A 22,038-nucleotide genomic window follows, 5' to 3' on the forward strand; every position below is an offset into this window, starting at 1 on the left:
CCCTCAGGTCAGGGTGGAGCGGACGGCCTCGTCGGTACGGGCGACCACGGCCGAGCCGTCGTCGGCGGTGATGATCGGGCGCTGGATCAGGATCGGGTGGCCGGCCAGCGCGCGGAGCCAGCGGTCGCGGTCCTCCGGGGTGCGTGGCCAGCCGGACACGCCCAGCTCCTTGGCGACCTTCTCCCCGGTCCGCGTGATGTCCCAGGGTTCGAGGCCGAGACGGCCCAGCACCTCGCGCAGCTCTACCTCGGACGGCGGGTCGTCGAGATAGCGGCGTACGGTGTAGTCCGCGTTCTCGGCGTCCAGGATCGAGAGCGCCGAGCGGCACTTCGCGCAGCGCGGGTTGAGCCAGATTTCCATGGGTTCCTCACTCCCGCGATGTGCCGGCGACGGCGTCCGGCTCGGCCGGGGCGGCGGCGACGGCACCCGGTGCCGCGCGGCGGCCGATGGCGATGGCGAGCAGGGCGGCGGCGCAGCACAGGGCCGCGGTCGCCCAGAAGATGTCGGTGTACTCCGTGTGCAGGGCGGACTTCACCGCGGCCAGATAGGCGGCGAGGCGGCGGGCGAACTCCGTACGGCTCACCCCGATCGGCAGCGGCGTGGCCAGGTGCGCGGTGAGGGACTGGAACTTGTGGAAGCCCCACGCGCCCAGGGCCGCGACGCCGATCAGCATGCCCATCATGCGCGCCACGACGACCGCGGCCGACGCGATGCCGTGCTGTGCCGCGGGAACCGAGCGCAGCGCCACCGCCGACAGCGGCGCGATGACCAGGCCCAGGCCGAGCCCGGCGACGACGAGGTCCGCGCCCACCCGGGAGACGGTGAACACCCCGAGGTCATACCCCGCCTCCTGGGCTCGCAGCGGCCAGGCGGCGATCCGCGCGTAGCCGATCGCGGCGAGCAGCATGCCGCCGCAGATCACCCAGCGCTCGCTGACGCGGCGGGCCAGCAGGCCGCCCGCGACCGCCGCGATGGCCAGCGGGACCAGGAAGCGTGCGAGCAGGAACGCGCCGCCGGTGGCGTCACGCCCGAAGAGCGTCTGGGCGACGAGCTGGACGTCGACGAGGGTGGTCATCAGGGCCGCGCCGGACAGCAGGCTCACCCCGAGTGCCGCGAACAGGCCGCCCCGCCGGGCGCCGCGCAGGTCGAGGAGGCGGGTGCGGGCCCGCGCCTCCCAGCCGGCGAAGCACGCGATCACGACGAGGCCGGCCGCGATGCACGGAACGCCCCATGACGGCAGCGCGCTGTGGTTCGGGTCCGGGTTGTACAGGCCCGCGACGAGCAGGCCGAGGCCGGCGGCCAGGAGCACTCCCCCGACGACGTCGATCCGGGTCCGGGCCGCGGGCCGCCCGGACGGCACCGTCCACTGCACCGCGGCCATCGCGAGCAGGGCCACCGGAATGTTGATCCAGAAGATGCCGCGCCAGCCCGTGAGCGCGGCGATGGCCGCCCCGTACAGCGGGCCCAGCACACTGCCCATCTCCTGTACGGCGCCGACGCCGCCGAGAACGGTGGGCCGGCGTTCCTCGTCCCACAGGTCGCCCGCGAGCGCCATCGTGATGGGCAGCAGCGCGCCGCCGGCGAGTCCCTGCAGCGCGCGGCCCGCGACCAGCGTCGGCATCGAACCGGCCAGCGCGGTGACCACCGACCCCGCGGCGAACCCGGCCAGGCAGACCTGGAGCATGACGCGACGCCCGAACCGGTCCGACAGCAGGCCGAGCAGCGGCATCCCGGCGACGTACCCGAGCAGGAACGCCGTGACCACCAGGCTGGCGCGCTCGATGTGGTTCACCGGCACACCGAGGTCGCCGACCATGGTCACGAGCACGGTGACGACGACGTACGCGTCGATGGCGGCGAGCAGCACCACGATGCCGCCGACGCCGATGGCGACGCGTCGCGCGCCCGCCCTGGGAGAGGCCGCCGGGAGCGTCACTTGGCCGGGGCGACGATCGAGAACGGCTTGCCGAAGTCGGCGAACGCGATGGTCACCTTTCCGGGCTTGCCGCCGCTCTTGGAGGCGACCTCGACCTCGGCCTTCAGCACGTGCTTGTCGGCGGTGGAGACCCAGATGTCGGCGGGGGCGTCGGAGGTCATGCCGGGCACCAGCCGGCCGAGGGCCGCCTGGGCGAGCGTCGCGTGGACGCGGTAGCAGTCCTGGCCGGCGACCTTCTCCTTGCCGCGCGTGACGGGGTCCTTGGCGGTGACGAGGAGCTGCACCAGCCCGCGGTCGGGGTCGAGCACCGCAGACGGGTCATAGATCCCGGCCACCTGGGCCAGGGTCTCCTTCTGCCAGCCACCGGTGAGCCCCTTGAAGTACACGGCCTTGCCGAGCACGACGAAGTCCAGCTGGATCGGCAGGCCGAGCTCGGTCACCTGTACCGAGCCCTGGGAGTTGCCGTTCTTCAGCAGCTTCGCGTCCACGCTCTTGACGTTGACCTTCGGGTCTCCGCTGGTGCGGAGTGTGAAGCTGAGGCTCGCGGTGTTCCGCAGGACGTTCGCCGCCTCCTGGAGGACCTGTCCTCCGGGCGGGTTCTTGTCCGAGCCACCGCCACCGCCGCCGCCTCCGCATCCGGCGGTGAGGGCGAACGCGAGCACGATCGGGAGCAGGCGGGCGAGCCTCGCCCGGGATGACGACATACCGAGAAGATAGCGTTACGTACGGCTCGGATCAGAAGATCCGCTCAGCCGCCGCACGGCGGGATCGGCCAGAACGGTGATGGCCGTCACCACGAGGCCGTGACGTACGACCCAGCGGCCGGTGAACCCCGTCAGCCGGCGGCCGTCGACGACCGGTCCGGGCACGCACAGGCGCGCGTCGAACGTGCCCGCGTCCGGATCCGGCGTGACGACGGCCTCCTCGAAGTCCAGCCACCGCCGCGTCAGCGGGAACCACGCCTTGTAGACCGACTCCTTGGCGCTGAACAGCAACCGGTCCCAGCAGACGCCGGAAGGGTCCGGCGGAGCGCCGTTCAGCCAGTCGATCTCGGCGGGGGTCGCGACCGCCTCGAGCACGCCGTCCGGGAGCGGGCCGTTGGGCTCGGCGTCGAGCCCGACCGTACGGACCTTCCGCTCCAGGGCGACCGCGGACGCGCGGTATCCGTCGCAGTGGGTGATCGTGCCGACGATGCCGGACGGCCAGCCCGGGGCACCGCGTTCGCCGGGCACGATGGGCACCGGCGGCAGCCCGAGGGCGGCCAGCGCCCGGCGCGCGCAGCCCCTGGCCGTGGTGAACTCCCGGCGCCGTTTGTCCACCGAGCGCGCCACGACGGCCTCCTCCTCGGGGAAGAGGACCACCTCGGCACGGTCGTCGAACGCCTCCGCCGACGCGACCTCCGGCGGAAGGATCTCCTCGATCATCACGCCTCCGGCACGGGCAGGATCTGCCGGAGCCGCCCAGGGACGCCGCCGCGCGGCTCCCACTCTCGCGGGTAGCCGAGCGAGACCTCCTCGAAGCGTACGCCGTCGTACCAGGTGGTCCGCGGGATGTGCAGGTGCCCGTAGACGGCGGCGACCGCGTTGAAGCGCCGGTGCCAGTCGGCCGTCCGCTCGGTGCCGCACCACAGCGCGAACTCCGGATAGCGCAGGATCATCGTCGGGTCGCGGACGAGCGGGAAGTGGCTCACCAGGATCGTCGGCAGCGTCTCGTCCCGTGCGGCGAGGAGACGTTCGGTCTCGTCAAGGCGTACCCCGCACCACGCGTCACGGGTCGGGTGCGGGTCCGGGTGCAGCTGGAACTCATCCGTGCACACGACCCCGGCGTCGTAGGCGCGCTTGAGCGCCTCTTCCTTCGTCCGGGTGCCGGGCGGGCGGAACGTGTAGTCGTACAGCACGAACAGCGGCGCGATGGTGACCGGGCCGCCGGGGCCGCGCCAGACGGGGTACGGGTCCTCGGGAGTGACGACGCCCATGCCGCGGCACATCTCCACGAGGCGGCGGTAGCGGTGTTCGCCCTTCAGCTGTACGGGATCCGCCTGCGGGGTCCACAGCTCGTGGTTGCCCGGTGTCCAGATCACCTTGGCGAAACGCTCGCTCAGAAGGCGCAGGGCCCACTCGACGTCGCCGATGATCTCGCCCACGTCACCGGCGACGATCAGCCAGTCCTCGCCGGAGGTCGGGCGCAGCCCCGAGACGATCTTGCGGTTGGCGTCGTAGGCCACGTGCAGGTCGCTGATGGCCAGCAGCCGGGGTCCCGTGGTGTCGCTCAACGGACGCACCCCGGGGTGCGCGGAGTGCCTCCCGCCTCCTCGCCGATTCGTCTCACCGTGCTCCTCCTGTCGGCCACCGGCATCATCCGCACCATATGTCGGTGATCCACGGCACTGCACCCGCACCTGCCCGGGGCGCGGACGGCCTCAATCGGCCAGGCCGGCGCGGCATGACCTCCTCGTCGCAGGTCAGAGGCGGTATTTTCGACTGTGTGGCGACTCTGGCCGAGGGCTCGGTACGCGGACGCGCGGTCCCGCCGATGACCGCGGGGCGGGAAGGCCCGGCCCTCCGGCGCGTACGGGCGGGGTTCCCGTGAGCGCCGGTCGCGTGGACGTCTGCGTCGTCGGCGCCGGGCCCGCCGGCGCCGTGGCGGCCAAGCGCCTGGCCGAGAGCGGCTTCGGCGTGGTGGTCCTCGAACAGGGCCACTGGCCGGACTACTCGCAGGCGCGGGCGGCCGAACCCGACTTCGAGATCGACAGCGGGCCCGAGTGGGGCTGGAATCCCAACGTACGCGGGCGGGAGCAGGACTACCCGGTCGAGTGCTCCGAGTCCGACATCGACGTACTCGTCTACAACGCGGTTGGCGGCGGCACGATCGTCTACGCCGCGCAGTGGCACCGCAGCCTCCCGTCCGACTTCCGTGTCCGCACTCTCGACGGTGTCGCCGACGACTGGCCGCTGACCTATGAGGACCTGCGCCCGTTCTACGAGCGGGTCGAGACCGACTTCGGCGTGAGCGGGCTGGCCGGCGACCCGGCACTCCCGCCCGGCGCCGGCCCGCCGCTGCCGCCCGTGCCCCTGGGGCGGATGGGCCGTCGCGTCGCCCAGGCGCACAACCGGCTCGGCCGGCACTGGTGGCCGGGGTCGAACGCGATCGCGACCCGCGAGTACGGAGCGCTGCGGCCGTGCGTGCAGCGCGCGGCCTGCCTCTTCGGCTGCGCGGACGGCGCGAAGTCCAGCGTCGACCGCACCCACTGGCCGGAGGCGGTCGGGCGCGGGGTCCGGCTGGAGACCGGAGCGCGGGCCCGTCGCGTCGTCTGCGACCGCGACGGATTGGCCGACGGTGTCGAATGGGTCGACCGCGCGGGCCGCGAGCACCTGACACGCGCCGACGTGGTCATCCTCTGCGCCAACGGCATCGGAACACCCCGGCTGCTGCTCCTGTCCGGTGGGCTGGCGAACTCCTCCGGACTGGTCGGCAGGCGGCTCATGCTCCATCCGTTCGGCATCGTCACCGGGCTGTTCGAGGACGATCTCGACAGCGCGCAGGGAGTCTGGGGGCAGCACCTCTACTCCCTGGAGTTCTATGAGACCGACACCGACCGGGGCTTCGTACGCGGCGGGAAGTGGGGGCTGCAGCCGACCGGCGGTCCGCTCAGCGTCACCCGGCCATGGCCGTGGGGCGACCATCCCCTGTGGGGCGCGGGCTTCCACGACGGCGTACGCAGGCGTCTCGGGCACTCCGCCATGTGGGGGATCGTCACCGAGGACCTGCCCGACGAGTCGAACCGGGTCGTGCTCGACGAGACGCTCACCGACTCCGACGGGCTCCCCGCCCCGAAGATCATCTATCGGATCGGCGAGAACTCCCGCCGGCTCATGGACTTCCACCTCGCGCGGGCGGGCGAGTCGCTGGTCGAGGCCGGGGCGTACGAAACGATCACGGCGCCACGGATCCGCGCCACGGGCTGGCACCAGCTCGGCACCGTGAAGATGGGTACCGACCCGGCCGACTCGGTGGTGGACCCGTGGGGACGCGCACACGACGTGCCGAACCTGTTCGTCTTCGACGGCAGCACCTGGCCGACGTCGTCCGGCACGAACCCGGTGGCCACGATCGCCGCGATGTCGCTGCGCTGCACCGAGCATCTGATCGCGGGACGGCGTGCGCAGGAGGTGCCCACGTGATCATCCTCGGCGACGCCGAACGGCGAAGACTGGACGCGCTGGCCGACCGGCTGATCCCGGCCGAGGACGGCATGCCCCCCGGAAGCGTCGGCCGGGTCGACGCGGTCCTGCGCGCCCGGCCGGACCTCATCGCTCCCCTGCGCGAGATCCTGCGGCAGGAAAGGGAGCCGACGCCCGAGCAGACGGCGTTCGTCGGCGAGGTGGTGGCCGGGGCGTACTTCCTCGACGAGCGGGTCAAGGACCTCATCGGCTACCACGGGCGCCGTGCCGTGCCGATCCCGCCGGCACCGGACTACGGCGACCTGATCACACCGGTGGTCGAACGCGGTCCCATCTACCGCGCCACGCCCTGACCTGCGCCGCGGCGTACCGTGCTCACGATCGTGCGGGCCTGCCGGCGCTCCCGGCTGGAGGCGCCGCTCTGATGTGGAGCAGGTGGGCACGCTCGGCCTCGGCAGGGCCGGTCGGTGAGGAGGGGTGAGAGGGGCGGCGTCGCGCGTGGGCCGGGCCTTGTCCGCCCGTCCTCGGAGCGGCCGCGGTCAGTCCGGCTGGACGGACACCAGGTGCTCGCGCGCGTGCCCCAGCTCCGGTACGCCGGTCAAGCGCGCGGACATCGTGAGGATGCCGGCGATGTGGGAGTTGACCCGGGCCGAGGAGACCATCGGGGCGATGCGGGCCAGAGCGGTCATGTGATCCGCGGCCATCAGGGGCTCGGCCGCCGCCAGCGCGGCCTCGACCTGCCACGCCTGGTAGGCCACCAGCAGCAGCGGCGAGCACTGGCGGCTGAGCGTGACGGCCTCGGCGATCGAGACGTGCGCGTCGGGGTAGGCACGCATGCCGGCCAGCGCCACGCCGACGTTCCCCTTCATGTCGGCTCTCTCGTACGCCGACAGTCCCTCCGCGTCGCCGAGCTCGGCCAGGCGGTCGCGTGCCGCGCGCTCCTGGCCCGGGACGAGGGCCAGCGAGCGGGCCAGCCGCAGCTTGAGCCAGGCGCGTTGCGGTGGCAGGAGGTCGGGAAGCGTCAGTCCCTGCCGCGCGTGCATGATCCCCCGGTCTCCGTGCCGCCGGTCGATGCTGATCCGGCTCAGGGCGCTCAAGGCGTTCGCCTGACCGTTGACGTCGCCGGAGCGCCGGGCGAGCTGCAGGGCGAACGACCCGGCGCGCTGGGCCATGTCGTATCGGCGCGAGTCGTAGAAGATCCGCGCCGTTTCACAGGCCAGATCGGAGGCGGCGGATTGCAGTTTGCGGTCTTTGCCCGATATTGCCAGGCCGACTTTCTTCAAGTGGCGTAGTGCGGTAGAGGCGACCGGAATGCCGCCTTGTTCATATCTGTCACGCGCCAGGCGCTCCGCGAGCGCCCGCACATATTCCGCATCTTGGTACGGACCGACTTTTGGGGACGGCACGAAGGCGATCGACCCGACGGCCGCAACGAAATTTCTGCGCTTCACGGGGTCATCTTCCGTTTTGGGGGTTATGCGAACTTCCCAGCCGACACGGGCGAGAAGTCGCTGCACATTGGCGATGCCGCTGTCCTTCACGCCACGCGAGGTCTGCGAGACCCAGGACTGCGACACACCCAGCTCAGTGGCGAGATCCATTTGCGACCAACCATGCCGAGCCATGATCGATTTAAGGGCTTCGGGAAGAACATCGGCGTCCATGTCGTCACCGTATGACCGTGAGAACTCACGGCGCTACCGATATCGCATTACCTCGTGCATGCTCTTTCAATACATGACATCGGCATCCCCGGCCGCTAAAGGTGGCGGGGAGATGGAGTTATGGTCAATATGACGAATGAGGATGTTCATCTCCTGGCGGAAAAACTTGCCAACGACTGCACGAAAGCGGGTCTCCAGGCGGAGGTTCTCGCTCCCACGCGCGTACGCGTCGGGGCCCCTGGCGGGCTTTCGCGGCTGACCGAGACCGTGTGCTGCATGCCCCTGCCGCACGGGGACGAGAGCCTGATGTGGTGGTGGTCCTGGGGCGAGCCGATCAGCCCGGCGTCGCACATTCCCGACGCGGTGCGGGTCATCTCCCGCGTGCTCACCCCCCGCGGCGCCGGCGACGATCCTGGGCGCGCCGCCGTGCGGTAGCGCGGCGCGGCGCGGCGATGAGGTGGTATCCGCCGGTTTCTAGAGATCGGGAGAGGCCTGGCGAGCGGGTCCGCCTGGCCTTCGACGGGGTCGAGCCGGGCGTCGGGCCGGTCTCGGGGTGGCGGCTGGGGTCCGCGGCCGGGCGCCGCCGAGGTGAGCCGGTTCGGCGGTGTGGCGCGCAAGCCGTGGCTCAGCCGTCCCGGGCCGGGCGGCATGACGACCGCGCCCCCGGCGCGTCAGCCTGAGCCGGTGAGCTCCTCCGGGCGAGGAGCCCCGGCCATGGCCTGTCCCGTCCTGCCGAACCGTGCGACCGCCACGGCACCCGCGACGGCCAGGAGGAATCCGAGCATCGCCGCCGGACCGTACCCGGGGCGCGACGCGTCACCGAGCCAGACGACGCCCAGTGCGCCGGGGACCACGGTCTCACCGACGACGAGGGCCGCCGTCGCACCGTTGACCGAGCCGATCTGGAGGGCGACGGTGTGCAGGTACATGCCGCCGACCCCGCCGGTCAGGATGGCGTACAGGGCCGGGTCGGCCAGCAGCGCGCCAGGGGCGATCGGGTCCGCGCCGTTCAGCACGCGCACACCCACGCCGACCGCGCCGAAACCCAGGCCCGACAGCAGTCCGGCCAGGATCGCGGCCTTCGCTCCCAGCCAGCGGACACCGGCGACGCCGCCGCCGATCACCAGCGCCGAGGCCGCCAGCAGCCACCAGTGCGTGGAGATCGGGGTAGGGCCGCTCCCCTCGTGCCCCGCCGCGCCCGCCAGCAGAACCAGGGCCGAGCAGACCACCCCGACGGAGACCCACTCGGGCCGGCTCAGCCGGATGCCCAGCAGCTTGATGCCCAGCACCGCGGTGATCACCAGGTTGGCGCTGATCACCGTCTGGGACAGGAACAGCGGCAGCAGCCTGGCGGCCAGCGCGCCGAGCCCGAAGCCGACGAGGTCCAGCACCGTCCCCACGAGGAACTCCCACGTCACCGCGGCCTTCGCGGTGGACAGGAGCGTGGGGCCGCCCTGCGAGGTGGTGGCGGCCTCTTTACGTGCCGACCTGCGCGAACCCACGGCCTGCAGCACCGAGCCGGTGCCGTAACAGGCCGACGCGGCGACAGCGGTCACCAGGCCCGTGATCATCCAGTGCTCCGTCCGAATGCCGCCTGCCGGGGACTGCCACGCCACGCGCGCGACACACTCGTCGTCGTGAGCAGCGCCGGATCACCACCCCTTGTAAGGCTGGACGCCCGACGGGGGGTGAGAAGTTCCGCGAGAGCCTCACCCGGGACCGGCCGCACCATCCTCGACGACCACCGAGACTGGATCCGGCGGCCGGGCGAGGCCACCCGGTGACCGGCCCGGCGCGGCATGGCCGATCATCAGACGAGAGATTCAGACCGTACGAACCTTGAGTGAGGGAACATGGATTTCGACGTCATCGTCGTGGGAGCCGGTCTGGCCGGTCTCGTGGCGGCTCATGAGCTCACCTCTCTCGGGAGAAAGGTCGCCCTGCTCGACCAGGAGAACGCCGCGAACCTCGGCGGGCAGGCGTACTGGTCGTTCGGCGGGCTGTTCCTGGTCGACTCGCCGGAGCAGCGGCGCATGCGGGTGACGGACTCCCTCGAACTCGCCTGGAACGACTGGCAGGGCAGCGCCCAGTTCGACCGGCTGGAGGACGAGGACTCCTGGGCGGTTCGCTGGGCGCGCTCCTATGTCGAGTTCGCCGCCGGGGAGAAGCGCTCCTGGCTGGCCGGCCACGGCATTCGCCTCCTGCCGACGGTCGGCTGGGCCGAACGCGGTGACCTGCGGGCGGACGGGCACGGCAACTCGGTCCCCCGCTTCCACATCGCCTGGGGCACCGGCACCGGTGTGGTGGCGCCGTTCACGCGCAGCGCCCACGAGGCGGCCGCCGCCGGAACGCTGACCTTCCACCACCGGCACCGGGTCGACGAACTCGTCGTCGACGGCGGCGCCGTGACCGGGGTGCGCGGTTCCCTGCTCGCCGACGACGCCTCGCCCCGCGGCGTGACCTCCAGCCGCGAGGTCGTCGGGGAGTTCGAGCTCACCGCCCAGGCGGTCATCGTCACGGCGGGCGGGATCGGCGGCGACCACGACCTGGTGCGCCGCCACTGGCCGGAACGGCTGGGCAGCGCTCCCACCCGGATGGTCACCGGCGTGCCGGCCTACGTCGACGGGCGGATGCTCGACATCTCCGCCGCCGCCGGCGCGCGGCTGGTCAACCGCGACCGGATGTGGCACTACACCGAGGGCGTCCGCAACTGGGACCCGATCTGGCCCGGCCACGGCATCCGCATCCTTCCCGGCCCGTCGTCGATGTGGTTCGACGCCCTCGGCCGCCGCCTGCCGAACCCCTTCCTGCCCGGCTACGACACGCTCGGCACATTGACGCATCTGCGCACCACAGAGGACATCGCCGCCTACGACCACTCCTGGTTCATCCTCACCCAGCGGATCCTCGAGAAGGAGTTCGCGCTGTCGGGCTCGGAGCAGAACCCCGACATCACCAGCGGCGACCGCAAGGCGTTCCTGCGCGAGCGGCTGCTGGGCAAGGGCGCACCCGGGCCGGTGGACGCGTTCAAGCGGCAGGGCGCGGACTTCGTCGTCGCCGACACCCTGGACGAACTCGTGCCGAAGATGAACGGACTCACCGACGAGCCGCTCCTGACGACGGACGCGCTGCGCCGCCAGATCGAGGCACGGGACACGCAGATCGCGAACCCGTACAGCAAGGACGCCCAGATCCAGGGCATCCGCAACGCACGGCGCTACCTCGGCGACCGGCTGGGCCGCACCACGGCGCCGCACCGGATCCTGGACCCCTCGGCGGGCCCCCTGATCGGCGTCAAGCTGCACATCCTCACCCGCAAGTCCCTCGGCGGCATCCAGACCGACCTGGACTCCCGGGTGCTGGACGCCGACGGCCGGCCCATCGAGGGCCTGTACGCGGCGGGCGAGGTCGCCGGCTTCGGCGGCGGCGGGATGCACGGTTTCAATGCCCTCGAAGGCACCTTCCTCGGCGGCTGCCTGCTGTCCGGACGCAGCGCCGGCCGCGCCGCCGCCGCCCAGATCGCCTGACCGGCGCCCCGCGCGGACGGTCCCGGCGTACGCGACGGCGGGGAGGAGCGGGCCTGCGCCCGCTCCTCCCGCGGCCCGGCCTTCTCGCTGGCCCTGCTGAGAGGCCGAAGGACCGAGATGCCTGTAGCGGGAGTCGATCATCGCGGTGTTCTCCAGAGCCCTCGGCCTCCCCACCGCCGCCTACGGCACCGGCGGACTCTTCGCTCCTAACAGGCTCGAAAATCGTGAAGGTGGCGCAAGGAACGGCACCTTCCTCGCTGCGTCCCCATCTCGCGATAATGGCGTGCAACAGCTCGGGCTGACCCTCTACAGCAGGTCCGGCCGCTTCCACTTCTCACCGAGCACGTGCTGGGCGAGGAAGGCGAACACCGTCTCGTACCAGACGGTCGCGTTGCCCGGCGTGAGGATCCAGTGGTTCTCGTCCGGGAAGTAGAGGAACTTCGCCTCGGCGTCACGGCGTACGAGGTCGGACCACAGGCGCAGGCCGTTGGCGATCGGCACGCGGTAGTCGCGGTCGCCGTGGATCACGAGGATCGGGGTGCGGATCTCCTTGACGTGCCGGGCGGGGTCGTTGGCGACCCAGCGTTCGGGCCGGTCGGCCGGGTCGCCGAACTCCCGTATCAGGTAGTGCGCCTCGTCGGACGTGACGAAGGTGTCGAGCGGCCAGGCACTCGCGTGCGACACGATCGCCTTGAACCGGCCGGTGTGGCCGGCGATCCAGTTGGCCATGAAGCCGCCATAGGAGCCGCCCATGACGGCCGTCCTGTTCAGGTCCACGTCGTCGCGCGCGACCGTGGCATCGGTGATCGTCATGAGGTCGTCGTAGGGCACCGGCCCCCAGTTGCCGTGCGCCCGGCGGATGAAGTCCTGCCCGTAGCCGAGGGACAGGGCAGGGTCGGGCAGCAGGACGGCGTACCCCCGCGCCGCCATCAGCCAGGGGTTCCACCGCCAGGTCCACGCGCTCCAACTGGCGTACGGTCCGCCGTGCACCCAGAGCAGCAGCGGCGCCGGCGAGGACGCGGACGCCCCGGAAGGCAGCACGAGCCAGCCCCGGATCGCCGCGCCGTCCGCCGTCGCGGCGGTGACCTCGGTGAGGCTCCCGGGCAGCACCGGCGCGTCCCACGTCCGTAGCGGCTCCAGCGCGCCCACCGGCTCCGTCACGTCCAGGCGGACCGGCGCCTCCGGTGCGTCGATACCCGAACGCAGGGCGTACACGTACCGGCCGTCCGGGGAGACCCCCGCGATCTCGTACGCGGCGTCGTCGCCGGTCATCCGGGTGACCTCACCGGTGGCGACGTCGGCGCGGAAGACCGGGAACCGCCCGCGTTGATCCGCGGCGAAGTAGACGGTGCGCCCGTCCGGCGACCATGCCGGGTAGTACGGCCACCGGTCGGCGCCGGGGATCAGGTCGCGCCCCTCTCCGCCGCCGAGGGGGACGAGCCACAGTGTCTCGTGCGGCGGCTCCTCGTACGTCGCGTGGAGCTCGCGCTTGCACAGGACGGTCCGGCCGTCCGGCGCCACGACCGGTGAGTGGAAGTCGACGCCGTCCGCGGTGGCGAGGACCCTGCGCTCGCCCGTCGTCGTGTCGATCGCGACGAGCTCGGAGCGCAGTCCGCCGCGGCCCTCCGGCAGCCACCACCCGGTGACGACCGTCGTGCCGTCCGGGGTGATCGCGAAGGACTGGCCGTTCAGTGCCTGGCCGGGCTCCGGCGTGAGGTCACGTGGTGTGCCGAGTCCGGACCCGGCCGTCTCGGGCGGTGACGCGGCGAAGAGCCGCCGGTCGCCGGGGCCGAGCTGATGGTCCCAGTCGCGGACCGGAAGGCTCTCATGGAGGGTCGCGGTCACGCCCGCGGACCTGCGCCGCTCGCGATGTCCCGCGTCGCCGGGAAGTACGGAGGCGGCGTACACGACGGTCCCGGCGTCGCGGGCGACGGCGAGGTCCTCGATCCCGCCGGGCGGGTCCGCGACCACGCGCGGCTCGCCGCCGTCGGCCGGGAGCAGCCAGAGCCGCTGGACCTTCTCCTCGTCCTTGTCCTCGTCGGTACGGCCCGAGGTGAACAGCAGCGACCCGTCGGGCAGGAACTCCGGCTGCCCTTCGCCCGCCACCGAACGCGTCAGCCGCCGTGGCTCCGCCCCTCCGGGATCGACCTGCCACAGAGCCGTCCGGTAACGCTTGCGATCGGGGGTGAGCTCCCGCACGACCGCGACGAGCCGCCGCCCGTCCGGGGACAGCCGCAGGGAGAGGACCCGTGGCAGAGCCATGTACTCCCCGAGATCATGGAACGGCGTCACATCGTCTCCCCTCACCCGGCCCGGCGGCGATCACCGCCACCGAGCCTACCGACGCCTCCTATCGGCCCACTGCGGCGCGACTTCCGTCCCACTACGTGCCGGCCCACGGCTCCCCTAACGTGGGCTGCGGCCAGAACCCGCCGGTCGGCGAAAGGAGCAGCCGTGCACGCTCGCCGCATCGTCGATCTGTCGGTGCCGCTGTCGGAGTCGACGCAGGTCTACCCCGGTGACCCGGAGCCGCGAGTCGAGCCGGCCGCCACCATCGCGGCCGACGGCTTCAACCTGCTGAGCCTGCGCCTCGGCTCCCAGACCGGGACACACGTCGACGCCCCGTACCACTTCCGCGAGGACGGTGCACGGATCGACGAGATGGACCTGGCGCTGTTCACCGGGCCGGGTGCCGTGATCGACGTCACCGGGCTCGCCGCGCGCGCCCGGATCACCTGGGAGGCGATCGCGCCGTCGGCCGGCCGGCTCGGGCCCGGCGTCCTCGCGCTGCTGCACACCGGGTGGGCGTCCCGCTATGGGAACGACGCCTACTTCGACCATCCGTTCCTCGACGCGGACGCCTGCCGGCGCATGCTCGACCTCGGCGTGCGGACCTTCCTCCTCGACTTCCCCAACATCGACGAGACCCCGGACGCCGGGCATCCCGGTGAGGGGTTCCCGGTGCACCACCTGATCGCCGCGGCGGGCGGCGTGATCGGGGAGAACCTCCGCGGCTTCGACCTGATCGACTTCGAGCCGTTCGTGTCCTGTCTCCCACTACGCCTGGCCGGAGCCGACGGCGCCCCCGTACGCGCGGTCGCCCTGGACCTGACCGCGGAAGGAGGCCATGCCTGACAGCCTGCCCCGTACGACCGGGGAGGCCCCCGCCGGGGCCGTGGAGGTCACCGGCACTGCCTCCCATGTGGCCTGCCGGCTGCGGTCCGCGATGGCTCCGACCCCTCCCGCCCCCTGACCGCGCCAGGTCCCGAAGTAATCTCGGCAGCATCCGACCTCACAACGGAGAGCCCCTTCATGACGGCACCCGGCATCGAACAGCGACGCATCCTCAACACCCCGATCCCCGGCCCGCGCTCGGCCGAGCTCCACGAACGCAAGAACGCCGCCGTCTCCGCCGGTGTCTCGACCGGGCTACCGGTCTACGTCGAGCGGGCCGGCGGCGGCATCCTCGTGGACGTCGACGGCAACCAGCTGATCGACTTCGGCTCCGGCATCGCCGTCACGACGGTCGGCAACGCCTCGCCACGCGTGGTCGAGCGGGTACGCGCGCAGGTCGCCGACTTCACCCACACCTGTTTCATGGTCACGCCGTACGAGGAGTACGTCGAGGTGGCCGAGGCCCTGACCGAGCTCACGCCCGGCGATCACGACAAGCGCTCCGCGCTGTTCAACTCGGGCGCCGAGGCCGTGGAGAACGCCGTCAAGATCGCGCGCTCGGCCACCGGGCGGCAGGCGATCGTCGCCTTCGAGCACGCCTATCACGGCCGTACCAACCTGACGATGAGCCTGACCGCGAAGAACATGCCCTACAAGCACCGCTTCGGGCCGTTCGCGGGCGAGGTCTACCGGGTGCCGATGGCCTACCCCTACCGCTGGGCGACCGGGCCGGACAACTGCGCGGAGGAGGCGTTCGAGCTGTTCGCCGTGCAGGTGCACGCCCAGGTCGGCGAGGACAACACCGCGGCGGTGCTCATCGAGCCGATCCAGGGCGAGGGCGGGTTCGTCGTGCCGCCGGACGGCTACCTGACGCGGATCGCCGAATGGTGCCGGGACAACGGCGTGCTGCTGATCGCCGATGAGATCCAGACCGGCTTCTGCCGCACCGGCGACTGGTTCGCCTGCGACCACGAGGCCGTCGTCCCCGACCTGATCACGACCGCCAAGGGCATCGCCGGAGGCCTGCCGCTGGCCGCCGTGACCGGCCGGGCCGAGATCATGGACGCCGTCCACGCCGGCGGCCTCGGCGGCACGTACGGCGGCAACCCGGTCGCGTGCGCGGCGGCGCTGGGCGCCATCGAGACGATGAAGGCCGACGACCTGCCGCGACGCGCCCGCGACATCGAGGCGATCTTCCTGCCGCGGCTGCGGGAGCTGGCCGCCAAGTACCCCCAGATCGGCGACGTACGGGGCCGCGGCGCCATGCTCGCCGTGGAGCTGGTTTCCGACGCCGTCGCCAAGACTCCGGACGCCGCCCTGACGGCCGCCGTCAACAAGGCGTGCCACGCCGAGGGTCTGGTGACGCTGACCGCGGGCACGTACGGGAACGTCCTGCGGTTCCTGCCGCCCCTGTCGATCCCCGACGACCTGCTCACCGAGGGCCTGGACATCGTCGAAAACGCCTTCGCGTCCGCCGTCTGACCTGCGCCCGAATCAACATTGAAGTGAGGCGAACCGCCATGTCCGATGTCACGCCGTTCTATCTCTCCGGCAAGCCCGCCACCGGTGACGAGACCTTGCAGGTGACGTCCCCGTGGGACGGGGCGGTCGTGGGGGAGGTCGCGGTACCCACCGCCGACCAGGTCGAACAGGCCGTCGCCGACCTGCACGCCGTCCGTCACGAGGCCCAGGCCACCCCCGCGCACGTACGCGCCGGGGCGCTGGACCACATCTCGGCGCGCCTGTCCGAGCGCGCCGAGGAGATCGCGGCCCTGATCACGGCGGAGAACGGCAAGCCGCTGGTCTGGTCGCGCGGCGAGGTCGCGCGGGCGGTGTCGACGTTCCGCTGGGCGGCCGAGGAGGCCCGGCGCTTCGCGGGCGACCTGCAACGGCTGGACACCGACCCGGCGGCGACGGGACGGCTCGCGGTCGTACGGAGGTTCCCGCGCGGGCCGGTGCTGGGCATCGCGCCGTTCAACTTCCCGCTCAACCTCGTCGCGCACAAGGTGGCGCCCGCGATCGCGGTCGGCGCCCCGATCCTCGTCAAGCCGGCGCCGGCCACCCCGCTGACCGCCCTGCTGCTCGCCGAGATCATCGCCGAGACCGACCTGCCGCCGCGGATGGTCTCGACGCTCACGGTCCCGAACGACCAGATGTCCTCGCTGGTGACCGACCCCCGGCTGCCGGTCGTGTCCTTCACCGGCTCGGGCCCGGTCGGCTGGTCGATCCAGCGCCAGGCTCCGAACAAGCACATCACGCTCGAGCTCGGCGGGGACGCCGCGGTGATCGTCGCCGGAGACTGGCCGGACCTTTCCGCGGCGGCCTCACGTATCGCGCTGTTCGCCAACTACCAGGCGGGCCAGTCGTGCATCGCGGTCCAGCGCGTGCTGATCCAGAGCGACGTCTACGACGACTTCGTCTCGGAGTTCGTGGCTGCGGTCGAGGCACTGCCCACCGGAGACCCCACCGCCGAGGGCGTACAGGTCGGGCCGGTCATCAACGACGCCGCGGCCGAGCGGATCACGACCTGGGTCGGCGAGGCCGCCGAGGCGGGCGCCACGGTGCTCACCGGCGGCACCCGCGAGGGCCGTAATGTCGCCCCGACCGTCCTGGCCGGCGTCCCGGCCGGTACGAAGGTCGCCGACGAGGAGGTGTTCGGGCCGGTCGTGTCCGTTGCGCGGTTCGCCGACCTCGACGAGGCCTTCGCCATGGTCAACTCCTCCAGGTACGGGCTCCAGGCCGGGATCTTCACCACCGACGTGCGCGCCGCGTTCCGTGCCCACCGCGACCTCGAGGTCGGCGGAGTGATCGTCGGAGACGTCCCGAGCTACCGCGCCGACCAGATGCCCTACGGCGGCTGGAAGGACTCCGGCGTCGGGCGGGAGGGCGTCAGGTCCGCGATGAACGATCTCACCGAGGAGCGGGTGCTCGTCCTCACCGGGCTCGAGCTTTGATCTTCCCTCCACGGCCCGTCGCCTCTGCTCGGCGCGGCAGGACGGCATGGCCGGCATGCCCGCGCTGACCCGTACGGAGGCCCAGGCCCGCGCGCGCCTGCTCGACGTCCACTCCTACACCGTGCACCTGGACCTCCTGCGCGGCGAGGAGGTGTTCGGCTCCACCACGGTGATCCGTTTCGGCTGCGCCGAGCCGGGCGCGGCGACCTTCGTCGAGCTGCGGCCCGCGGCCCTGCGCCGCGTCGTGCTGAACGGCGCCGAGCTGGCCACCGAGACGCTGTCGGACGGCCGTCTGACGCTGAAGGGGCTCGCCGCGGAGAACGAGCTGCGCGTCGAGGCGGACATGGCCTACTCGCGCACCGGCGAGGGCATGCACCGGTTCACCGACCCCGCCGACGGTGAGGTCTACGTCTACACCCAGTCCGCACCCGACGAGGCCTCCCGCGTCTTCGCCTGCTTCGACCAGCCCGACCTGAAGGCGGTCCTCGCGGTCTCGGTCACCGCTCCCCCGCACTGGACGGTGCTGAGCAACGGCGCCGGCCAGCGGGGAGACGGCGGCCGGTGGGAGTTCGTCCCGACCCCGCCGATCAGCACCTATCTCGCGGCTGTCGTCGCGGGGCCGCTGCGGTCGGTGTACGTCGAGCACGACGGCATCCCGCTCGGCGTGCACTGCCGGCGTTCGCTGGCCGCCGACCTGGACGCCGACGAGCTCTTCGACATCACCCGGCGCAGCTTCGACCGCTATCACGAGCTGTTCGAGGAGCGGTACCCGTTCGGCAAGTACGACCAGGCGTTCGTGCCCGAGCTCAACTTCGGTGCGATGGAGAACCCTGGCTGCGTCACGTTCCGGGACGAGTTCCTGTTCCGCTCGGCGGTCACCGGCACCGAGCGGGAGACCCGCGCCATCGTCATCGCGCACGAGATGGCGCACATGTGGTTCGGCGATCTCGTGACCATGCGGTGGTGGGACGACCTGTGGCTCAACGAGTCCTTCGCCGAGTACATGGGCCAGCTGGTCATCGCCGAGGTCACGCGCTTCACCACGACCTGGACCGGCTTCGCGGTCAAGCGCAAGACCTGGGGCTACGACGCCGACCAGCGCCCCTCGACCCATCCCGTCGCGGCCCAGGGCGTGGACGACACCGCCACGGCCCGCGTGAGCTTCGACGGCATCTCCTACGCCAAGGGCGCCTCCGTGCTCCGCCAGCTCGTGGCCTGGGTCGGCGAGGACGCCTTCCAGAAGGGCGTGAACGCCTATTTCGCCCGCCACCGGTACGGCAACGCGGACCTGGCCGACCTGCTGGACGCCCTCGGCGGCGCCGCGGACGGCCGCGACGTGCACGGCTGGGCCGAACGCTGGCTGCGGACCAGCGGCGTGGACACCCTCCGTACCGAGGTCGCCGACCGCGACGGTGAGCTCGTCTCCGCGGAGGTGGTCCACACCGGAACGCCCGGGGAGCCGTCCTCCCTGCGCCCGCACCGGATCTTCGTCGGCCTCTACGACCTGGCGGTCGACGGCGACGGCGGACGGCGGCTGGCCCGGCGCGAACGCCTGGACGTCGATCTCGCGGCCGACGGAGCGGGCCGTACGCCGCTCTCTCGGCTCACGGGTGCCGCGCGTCCCGACCTGCTCCTGCTCAACGACGGTGACCTCAGCTACGCCAAGGTGCGCCTGGACGAGCGCTCCTGGCGGACGGTGACCGCCGCGCTGTCCACGGTCGAGGACGAGCTGACCCGCGCCCTGCTGTGGAACACCGCCCGCGACATGACACGCGACGGGGAGCTGACGGCGGGCGACTTCCTCACCCTCGTCGAGACCCATCTGCCCGGTGAGCCCGTGGTCGCCGTCGTGGAGGCCGTCCTCGCCTTCGCCCGGCACGAGATCGCCGACCGCTACCTGCGGCCCGGCGGGCGGCCCGCGGCCATCGCCGCGCTCGCCGAGGTCTGCCGGCGCATCCTGCGGCGCGCCGGGGACGACGACGCCGCCGCGGACGTACGGCTGGCCGCCGTACGCATGCTCATCCAGTGCTCGGCGGCCGAAGACGACCTCGCGGCCTTGCGGAAGTGGCTGCGGATGGAGCGGGTGCCCGGAGGACCTGCCCTCGATCCGGAGCTGCGGTGGATGATCCTGCTCCAGCTGTCCGCGCTGGGAGCGGCGGGCGAGGCCGAGATCGCCGCCGAGCTGGCACGCGACCCCAGCGCGACGGGCCGTCAGGGCGCGGCCAGGTGCGGTGCCGCGCTGCCCGGCACGGACTCCAAGGAGCGCGCCTGGCGGGGGCTGTTCACCGACGGCGCTCTGTCGAATTACCTGCTCACCGCCACCGCGCAGGGCTTCTGGCAGCCCGCACTGCCCGAGACGACCGACGGCTTCATCGGCAGGTACTTCGAGGAGATCCCCGGGGCCGCCGGCCGCGGGCCGATGGTGGAGACCGTGCTCGGCCGGACGTTCTTCCCCTCGCACGCCGCCGTGCCCGGCACCGTACGCGCGGCCGAGCGATGCCTCGACGACGGCGAACTCCCCACCGCCCTGCGCCGGGCCCTCACCGACCAGCTGGACGACCTGCGGCGCTCGGTACGCGTCCGGGACGTCTAGGGCGGGTCCGACAGACACGCCCCAGGACCGGGCGGGCGCGTACGCCCGCCCGGAGCGGGTCGTCACACGACGCGCAGCCACATGTTGGTCACGTGCGGCAGCTCGGTCAGCCCGATGCGTTCGAGCTTCACCCTGGTGCCGCCCGGATGGTCGAACAGCCGGACGCCGTCGCCGAGCATGACGGGGGCGACGCACACGAAGATCTCGTCCAGCAGGCCCGCGTCGAGGCACTGACGGGCGACACTGGCACCCAGGACGTTGACGTACTTGTCGCCCGCGGCGGCCTTGGCCGCCTCGACGGCGCCGGCGAGGTCGCCGACGAAGGTGATCCCCGGCGGGGAGGCGGGCGGGGCGTGATGGGTGAGCACGAACTGCGGCCCGCTCCACCCTCCGCCGAACGGCTTGCCCTCCTTGTCCGTGCCCCGGTGCGGATCGTCACCGCCGAAGGTGCGCCTGCCGACGAGGAGCGCACCGATCCTGTCGATGAGGGCGTCCACCTCCGGGTTGGGCCCGAGGTGTTCGGTGGCCCAGGACATGTCGCCGCCCGGCCCGGCGAGAAAACCGTCCGTCGAGATGGTGCCCGAGTACAGGAGCTTGGCCATGATCTTCCTCCGTCGAGGTCGGCGTCGATGACCCGTGTTGAGACGACGGACCGCGCGAAAACTCATCGGTGCGCCGCGGAAAGACCCGTGGGCAGCACCCCCGGCAGGGCGAACGCCGGGAAGAGGCCGGGGTCGTGGAAGGCGGTGGCCTCCACGACGCGGTCGCCGTCGATCCGCAGCACCGAGATCGCGAAGGCCCGGAAGGCGTCCTGCCCGGGCGCCCGCACGTAGGCCGCCGCCGCCGGCTGCCCGTTGGCCCGGGTCGCCACCATACGGAACCGGCCCACATAGGCCGGGGAGTCCGCGTCCCAGCCGGCGGCCAACGCCCCGATGACCGCGGTACGCCCCTGGAACCACATCGGGTACGGCGGCATCGTCGTCCGCACCTCCTCGGCCAGCAGGCCGGCGACGGCGGTGAGGTCGGCGCGTTCGACCGCGTCCATGTACCCGCGCAGGACCGCGCGCTCCCGCTCGGTGGGCTGGGCCGACGGCGCCCAGTCCAGGCGGCGTTCGGGCAGGTGCTCCTTGAGCGTCGCCCGTGCCCGCTGCAGGGCGCTGTTCACCGACGCGACGCTGCCCTCCAGCAGCTCAGCGGTCTGCCTGGCCGGCCAGCCGAGCACGTCGCGCAGAATCAGGACCGCCCGCTGCCGCGGCGGCAGATGCTGGATCGCGGCCAGGAACGCCAGCTCGATCGTCTCCCGGGTGACCACAACGGCGTCCGGCTGCGCGTCACTCGGCCCGGCCGGCTCCCAGAGCCGGTCGGGGAACGGCTGGAGCCACGCGATGTCGGTACGGGGCGGCAGCGGGTCGCCGGCCGGGGCCGTCAGGTGGTGCGGCAGCACCCGGCGTTCCCGCCCGTCCAGGGTGTCCAGGCACGCGTTCGTCGCGATCCGGTACAGCCAGGCCCGCAGTGTGGAGCGCCCCTCGAAGCCGGGAAGGCTCCGCCAGGCACGCAGGAACGTCTCCTGCACCAGGTCCTCCGACTCCTCCAGCGAGCCCAGCATCCGGTAGCAGTGCACCCGCAGCTCCCGGCCGTGCCGTTCGACGATCTGCGCGAACGCGGACTCGTCACCCGCTCTCGCGGCGGCCACGATCGCGCCGTCGTCACCCGCGTCCAACGCCGCCCTCCGTCCGCCGACCATCGGCACGTTTCCGCCGAGAACGTTACGACAGACGGAACGAGGGGGCGGTCGAACGGCGTGGCGGCAGGTGCGGCCACGGAAATGGTCTCAAAGTGAGACGGCGGATCGTGAGGGACTCGCGTGATCCGGGCCGGGGGATCAGGCCGGTACGTCATCACGGACCCGTTCGGTCACCATGATCGGTCCGGCTCGATGATCTGTGCGGTCGCCGCCGTGGTGGGCCCGCTCGGTGGCACCGGCGCGTACGGCTCTGGTGCGGTGATCG

The 22,038-nt window shown here is 72.2% G+C and carries 19 protein-coding genes; 9 read left to right on the forward strand and 10 right to left on the reverse strand.

The annotated features are described in order from the left end of the window. Positions 1-3: 3 nt before the first annotated feature. From FB559_RS37705 to FB559_RS37725, 5 genes are read right to left on the reverse strand one after another with little or no spacing between them, the layout of a single operon-like run. A complete protein-coding gene (locus FB559_RS37705; protein WP_141962398.1) occupies positions 4-360 on the reverse strand; it encodes an arsenate reductase family protein in 357 nt (118 codons plus the stop codon). Positions 361-367: 7 nt separating this feature from the next. Continuing rightward, positions 368-1,936, reverse strand: a complete 1,569-nt coding sequence (locus FB559_RS37710) for an MFS transporter (RefSeq protein WP_141962399.1) — start codon at positions 1,934-1,936, stop codon at positions 368-370. Next, positions 1,933-2,640 carry an LppX_LprAFG lipoprotein gene (locus FB559_RS37715; protein WP_141962400.1) on the reverse strand — a complete coding sequence of 236 codons (708 nt, stop codon included), beginning with the start codon at positions 2,638-2,640 and terminating at the stop codon, positions 1,933-1,935. The genes FB559_RS37710 and FB559_RS37715 overlap by 4 nt, the downstream gene beginning before the upstream one ends. Before the next feature lie 15 nt (positions 2,641-2,655). Further along, positions 2,656-3,360 (reverse strand): 4'-phosphopantetheinyl transferase family protein, encoded by a 705-nt coding sequence (locus FB559_RS37720; protein WP_141962401.1) that lies wholly within the window; start codon positions 3,358-3,360, stop codon positions 2,656-2,658. Beyond that, positions 3,360-4,208, reverse strand: a complete 849-nt coding sequence (locus FB559_RS37725) for a metallophosphoesterase family protein (RefSeq protein ID WP_141962402.1) — start codon at positions 4,206-4,208, stop codon at positions 3,360-3,362. The genes FB559_RS37720 and FB559_RS37725 overlap by 1 nt, the downstream gene beginning before the upstream one ends. A gap of 313 nt (positions 4,209-4,521) precedes the next feature. Between FB559_RS37725 and FB559_RS37730 the strand changes: the two genes are divergently transcribed. After that, positions 4,522-6,117, forward strand: coding sequence for a GMC family oxidoreductase (locus FB559_RS37730; protein ID WP_221640629.1), 1,596 nt, complete (start codon positions 4,522-4,524; stop codon positions 6,115-6,117). Next, entirely contained in the window at positions 6,114-6,470 is a 357-nt protein-coding gene (locus tag FB559_RS37735) for a hypothetical protein (protein WP_141962404.1), read from the forward strand. The genes FB559_RS37730 and FB559_RS37735 overlap by 4 nt, the downstream gene beginning before the upstream one ends. A 186-nt stretch (positions 6,471-6,656) precedes the next feature. On the opposite strand, the gene FB559_RS37740 is transcribed toward FB559_RS37735, so the two are convergent. Continuing rightward, entirely contained in the window at positions 6,657-7,781 is a 1,125-nt protein-coding gene (locus FB559_RS37740; RefSeq protein ID WP_141962405.1) for an NsdA family TPR-like regulatory protein, read from the reverse strand. A gap of 129 nt (positions 7,782-7,910) precedes the next feature. Between FB559_RS37740 and FB559_RS37745 the strand changes: the two genes are divergently transcribed. Next, positions 7,911-8,216, forward strand: a complete 306-nt coding sequence (locus tag FB559_RS37745; RefSeq protein ID WP_141962406.1) for a hypothetical protein — start codon at positions 7,911-7,913, stop codon at positions 8,214-8,216. Positions 8,217-8,452: 236 nt separating this feature from the next. Here the strand turns inward: FB559_RS37745 and FB559_RS37750 are convergent, their stop codons facing one another. After that, the gene (locus FB559_RS37750) at positions 8,453-9,352 is read right to left on the reverse strand and encodes a DMT family protein (RefSeq protein WP_141962407.1); all 900 of its coding nucleotides are present in this window, start codon (positions 9,350-9,352) and stop codon (positions 8,453-8,455) included. Positions 9,353-9,634: 282 nt separating this feature from the next. Between FB559_RS37750 and FB559_RS37755 the strand changes: the two genes are divergently transcribed. Further along, the gene (locus FB559_RS37755; protein ID WP_141962408.1) at positions 9,635-11,308 is read left to right on the forward strand and encodes an FAD-binding dehydrogenase; all 1,674 of its coding nucleotides are present in this window, start codon (positions 9,635-9,637) and stop codon (positions 11,306-11,308) included. A gap of 306 nt (positions 11,309-11,614) precedes the next feature. Here FB559_RS37755 and FB559_RS37760 read toward each other — a convergent pair whose 3' ends face one another. Then, positions 11,615-13,570, reverse strand: a complete 1,956-nt coding sequence (locus FB559_RS37760; protein ID WP_141962409.1) for a S9 family peptidase — start codon at positions 13,568-13,570, stop codon at positions 11,615-11,617. A 192-nt stretch (positions 13,571-13,762) separates the two neighbouring features. On the opposite strand from FB559_RS37760, the gene FB559_RS37765 reads away from it, so the two are divergent. Genes FB559_RS37765 through pepN form a run of 5 tightly spaced genes read left to right on the forward strand, consistent with a single transcriptional unit; the run spans position 13,763 to position 20,029 of the window. Further along, complete coding sequence (locus FB559_RS37765; protein WP_246122759.1) at positions 13,763-14,443, forward strand: cyclase family protein; 681 nt, start codon at positions 13,763-13,765, stop codon at positions 14,441-14,443. Continuing rightward, complete coding sequence (locus FB559_RS46360) at positions 14,436-14,561, forward strand: hypothetical protein (protein ID WP_281286350.1); 126 nt, start codon at positions 14,436-14,438, stop codon at positions 14,559-14,561. Before FB559_RS37765 ends, FB559_RS46360 begins: the two co-directional genes overlap by 8 nt. 59 nt (positions 14,562-14,620) lie before the next feature. Further along, entirely contained in the window at positions 14,621-15,964 is a 1,344-nt protein-coding gene (gene gabT / locus FB559_RS37770) for a 4-aminobutyrate--2-oxoglutarate transaminase (protein ID WP_141962411.1), read from the forward strand. A gap of 38 nt (positions 15,965-16,002) precedes the next feature. Further along, on the forward strand, positions 16,003-17,436 hold the full coding sequence (locus FB559_RS37775) for an aldehyde dehydrogenase family protein (RefSeq protein WP_141962412.1): 1,434 nt from the start codon (positions 16,003-16,005) through the stop codon (positions 17,434-17,436). A gap of 46 nt (positions 17,437-17,482) precedes the next feature. Beyond that, a complete protein-coding gene (gene pepN, locus FB559_RS37780; protein WP_141962413.1) occupies positions 17,483-20,029 on the forward strand; it encodes an aminopeptidase N in 2,547 nt (848 codons plus the stop codon). Positions 20,030-20,091: 62 nt separating this feature from the next. Here pepN and FB559_RS37785 read toward each other — a convergent pair whose 3' ends face one another. Together FB559_RS37785 and FB559_RS37790 are read right to left on the reverse strand one after the other, a co-directional pair. Beyond that, a complete protein-coding gene (locus tag FB559_RS37785) occupies positions 20,092-20,631 on the reverse strand; it encodes a dihydrofolate reductase family protein (RefSeq protein WP_141962414.1) in 540 nt (179 codons plus the stop codon). 62 nt (positions 20,632-20,693) lie between these two features. Next, on the reverse strand, positions 20,694-21,749 hold the full coding sequence (locus tag FB559_RS37790; RefSeq protein WP_246122761.1) for a sigma-70 family RNA polymerase sigma factor: 1,056 nt from the start codon (positions 21,747-21,749) through the stop codon (positions 20,694-20,696). Positions 21,750-22,038 lie beyond the last annotated feature (289 nt).

The organism is Actinoallomurus bryophytorum (genome assembly GCF_006716425.1).
Taxonomy (GTDB): Bacteria; Actinomycetota; Actinomycetes; order Streptosporangiales; family Streptosporangiaceae; genus Actinoallomurus; species Actinoallomurus bryophytorum.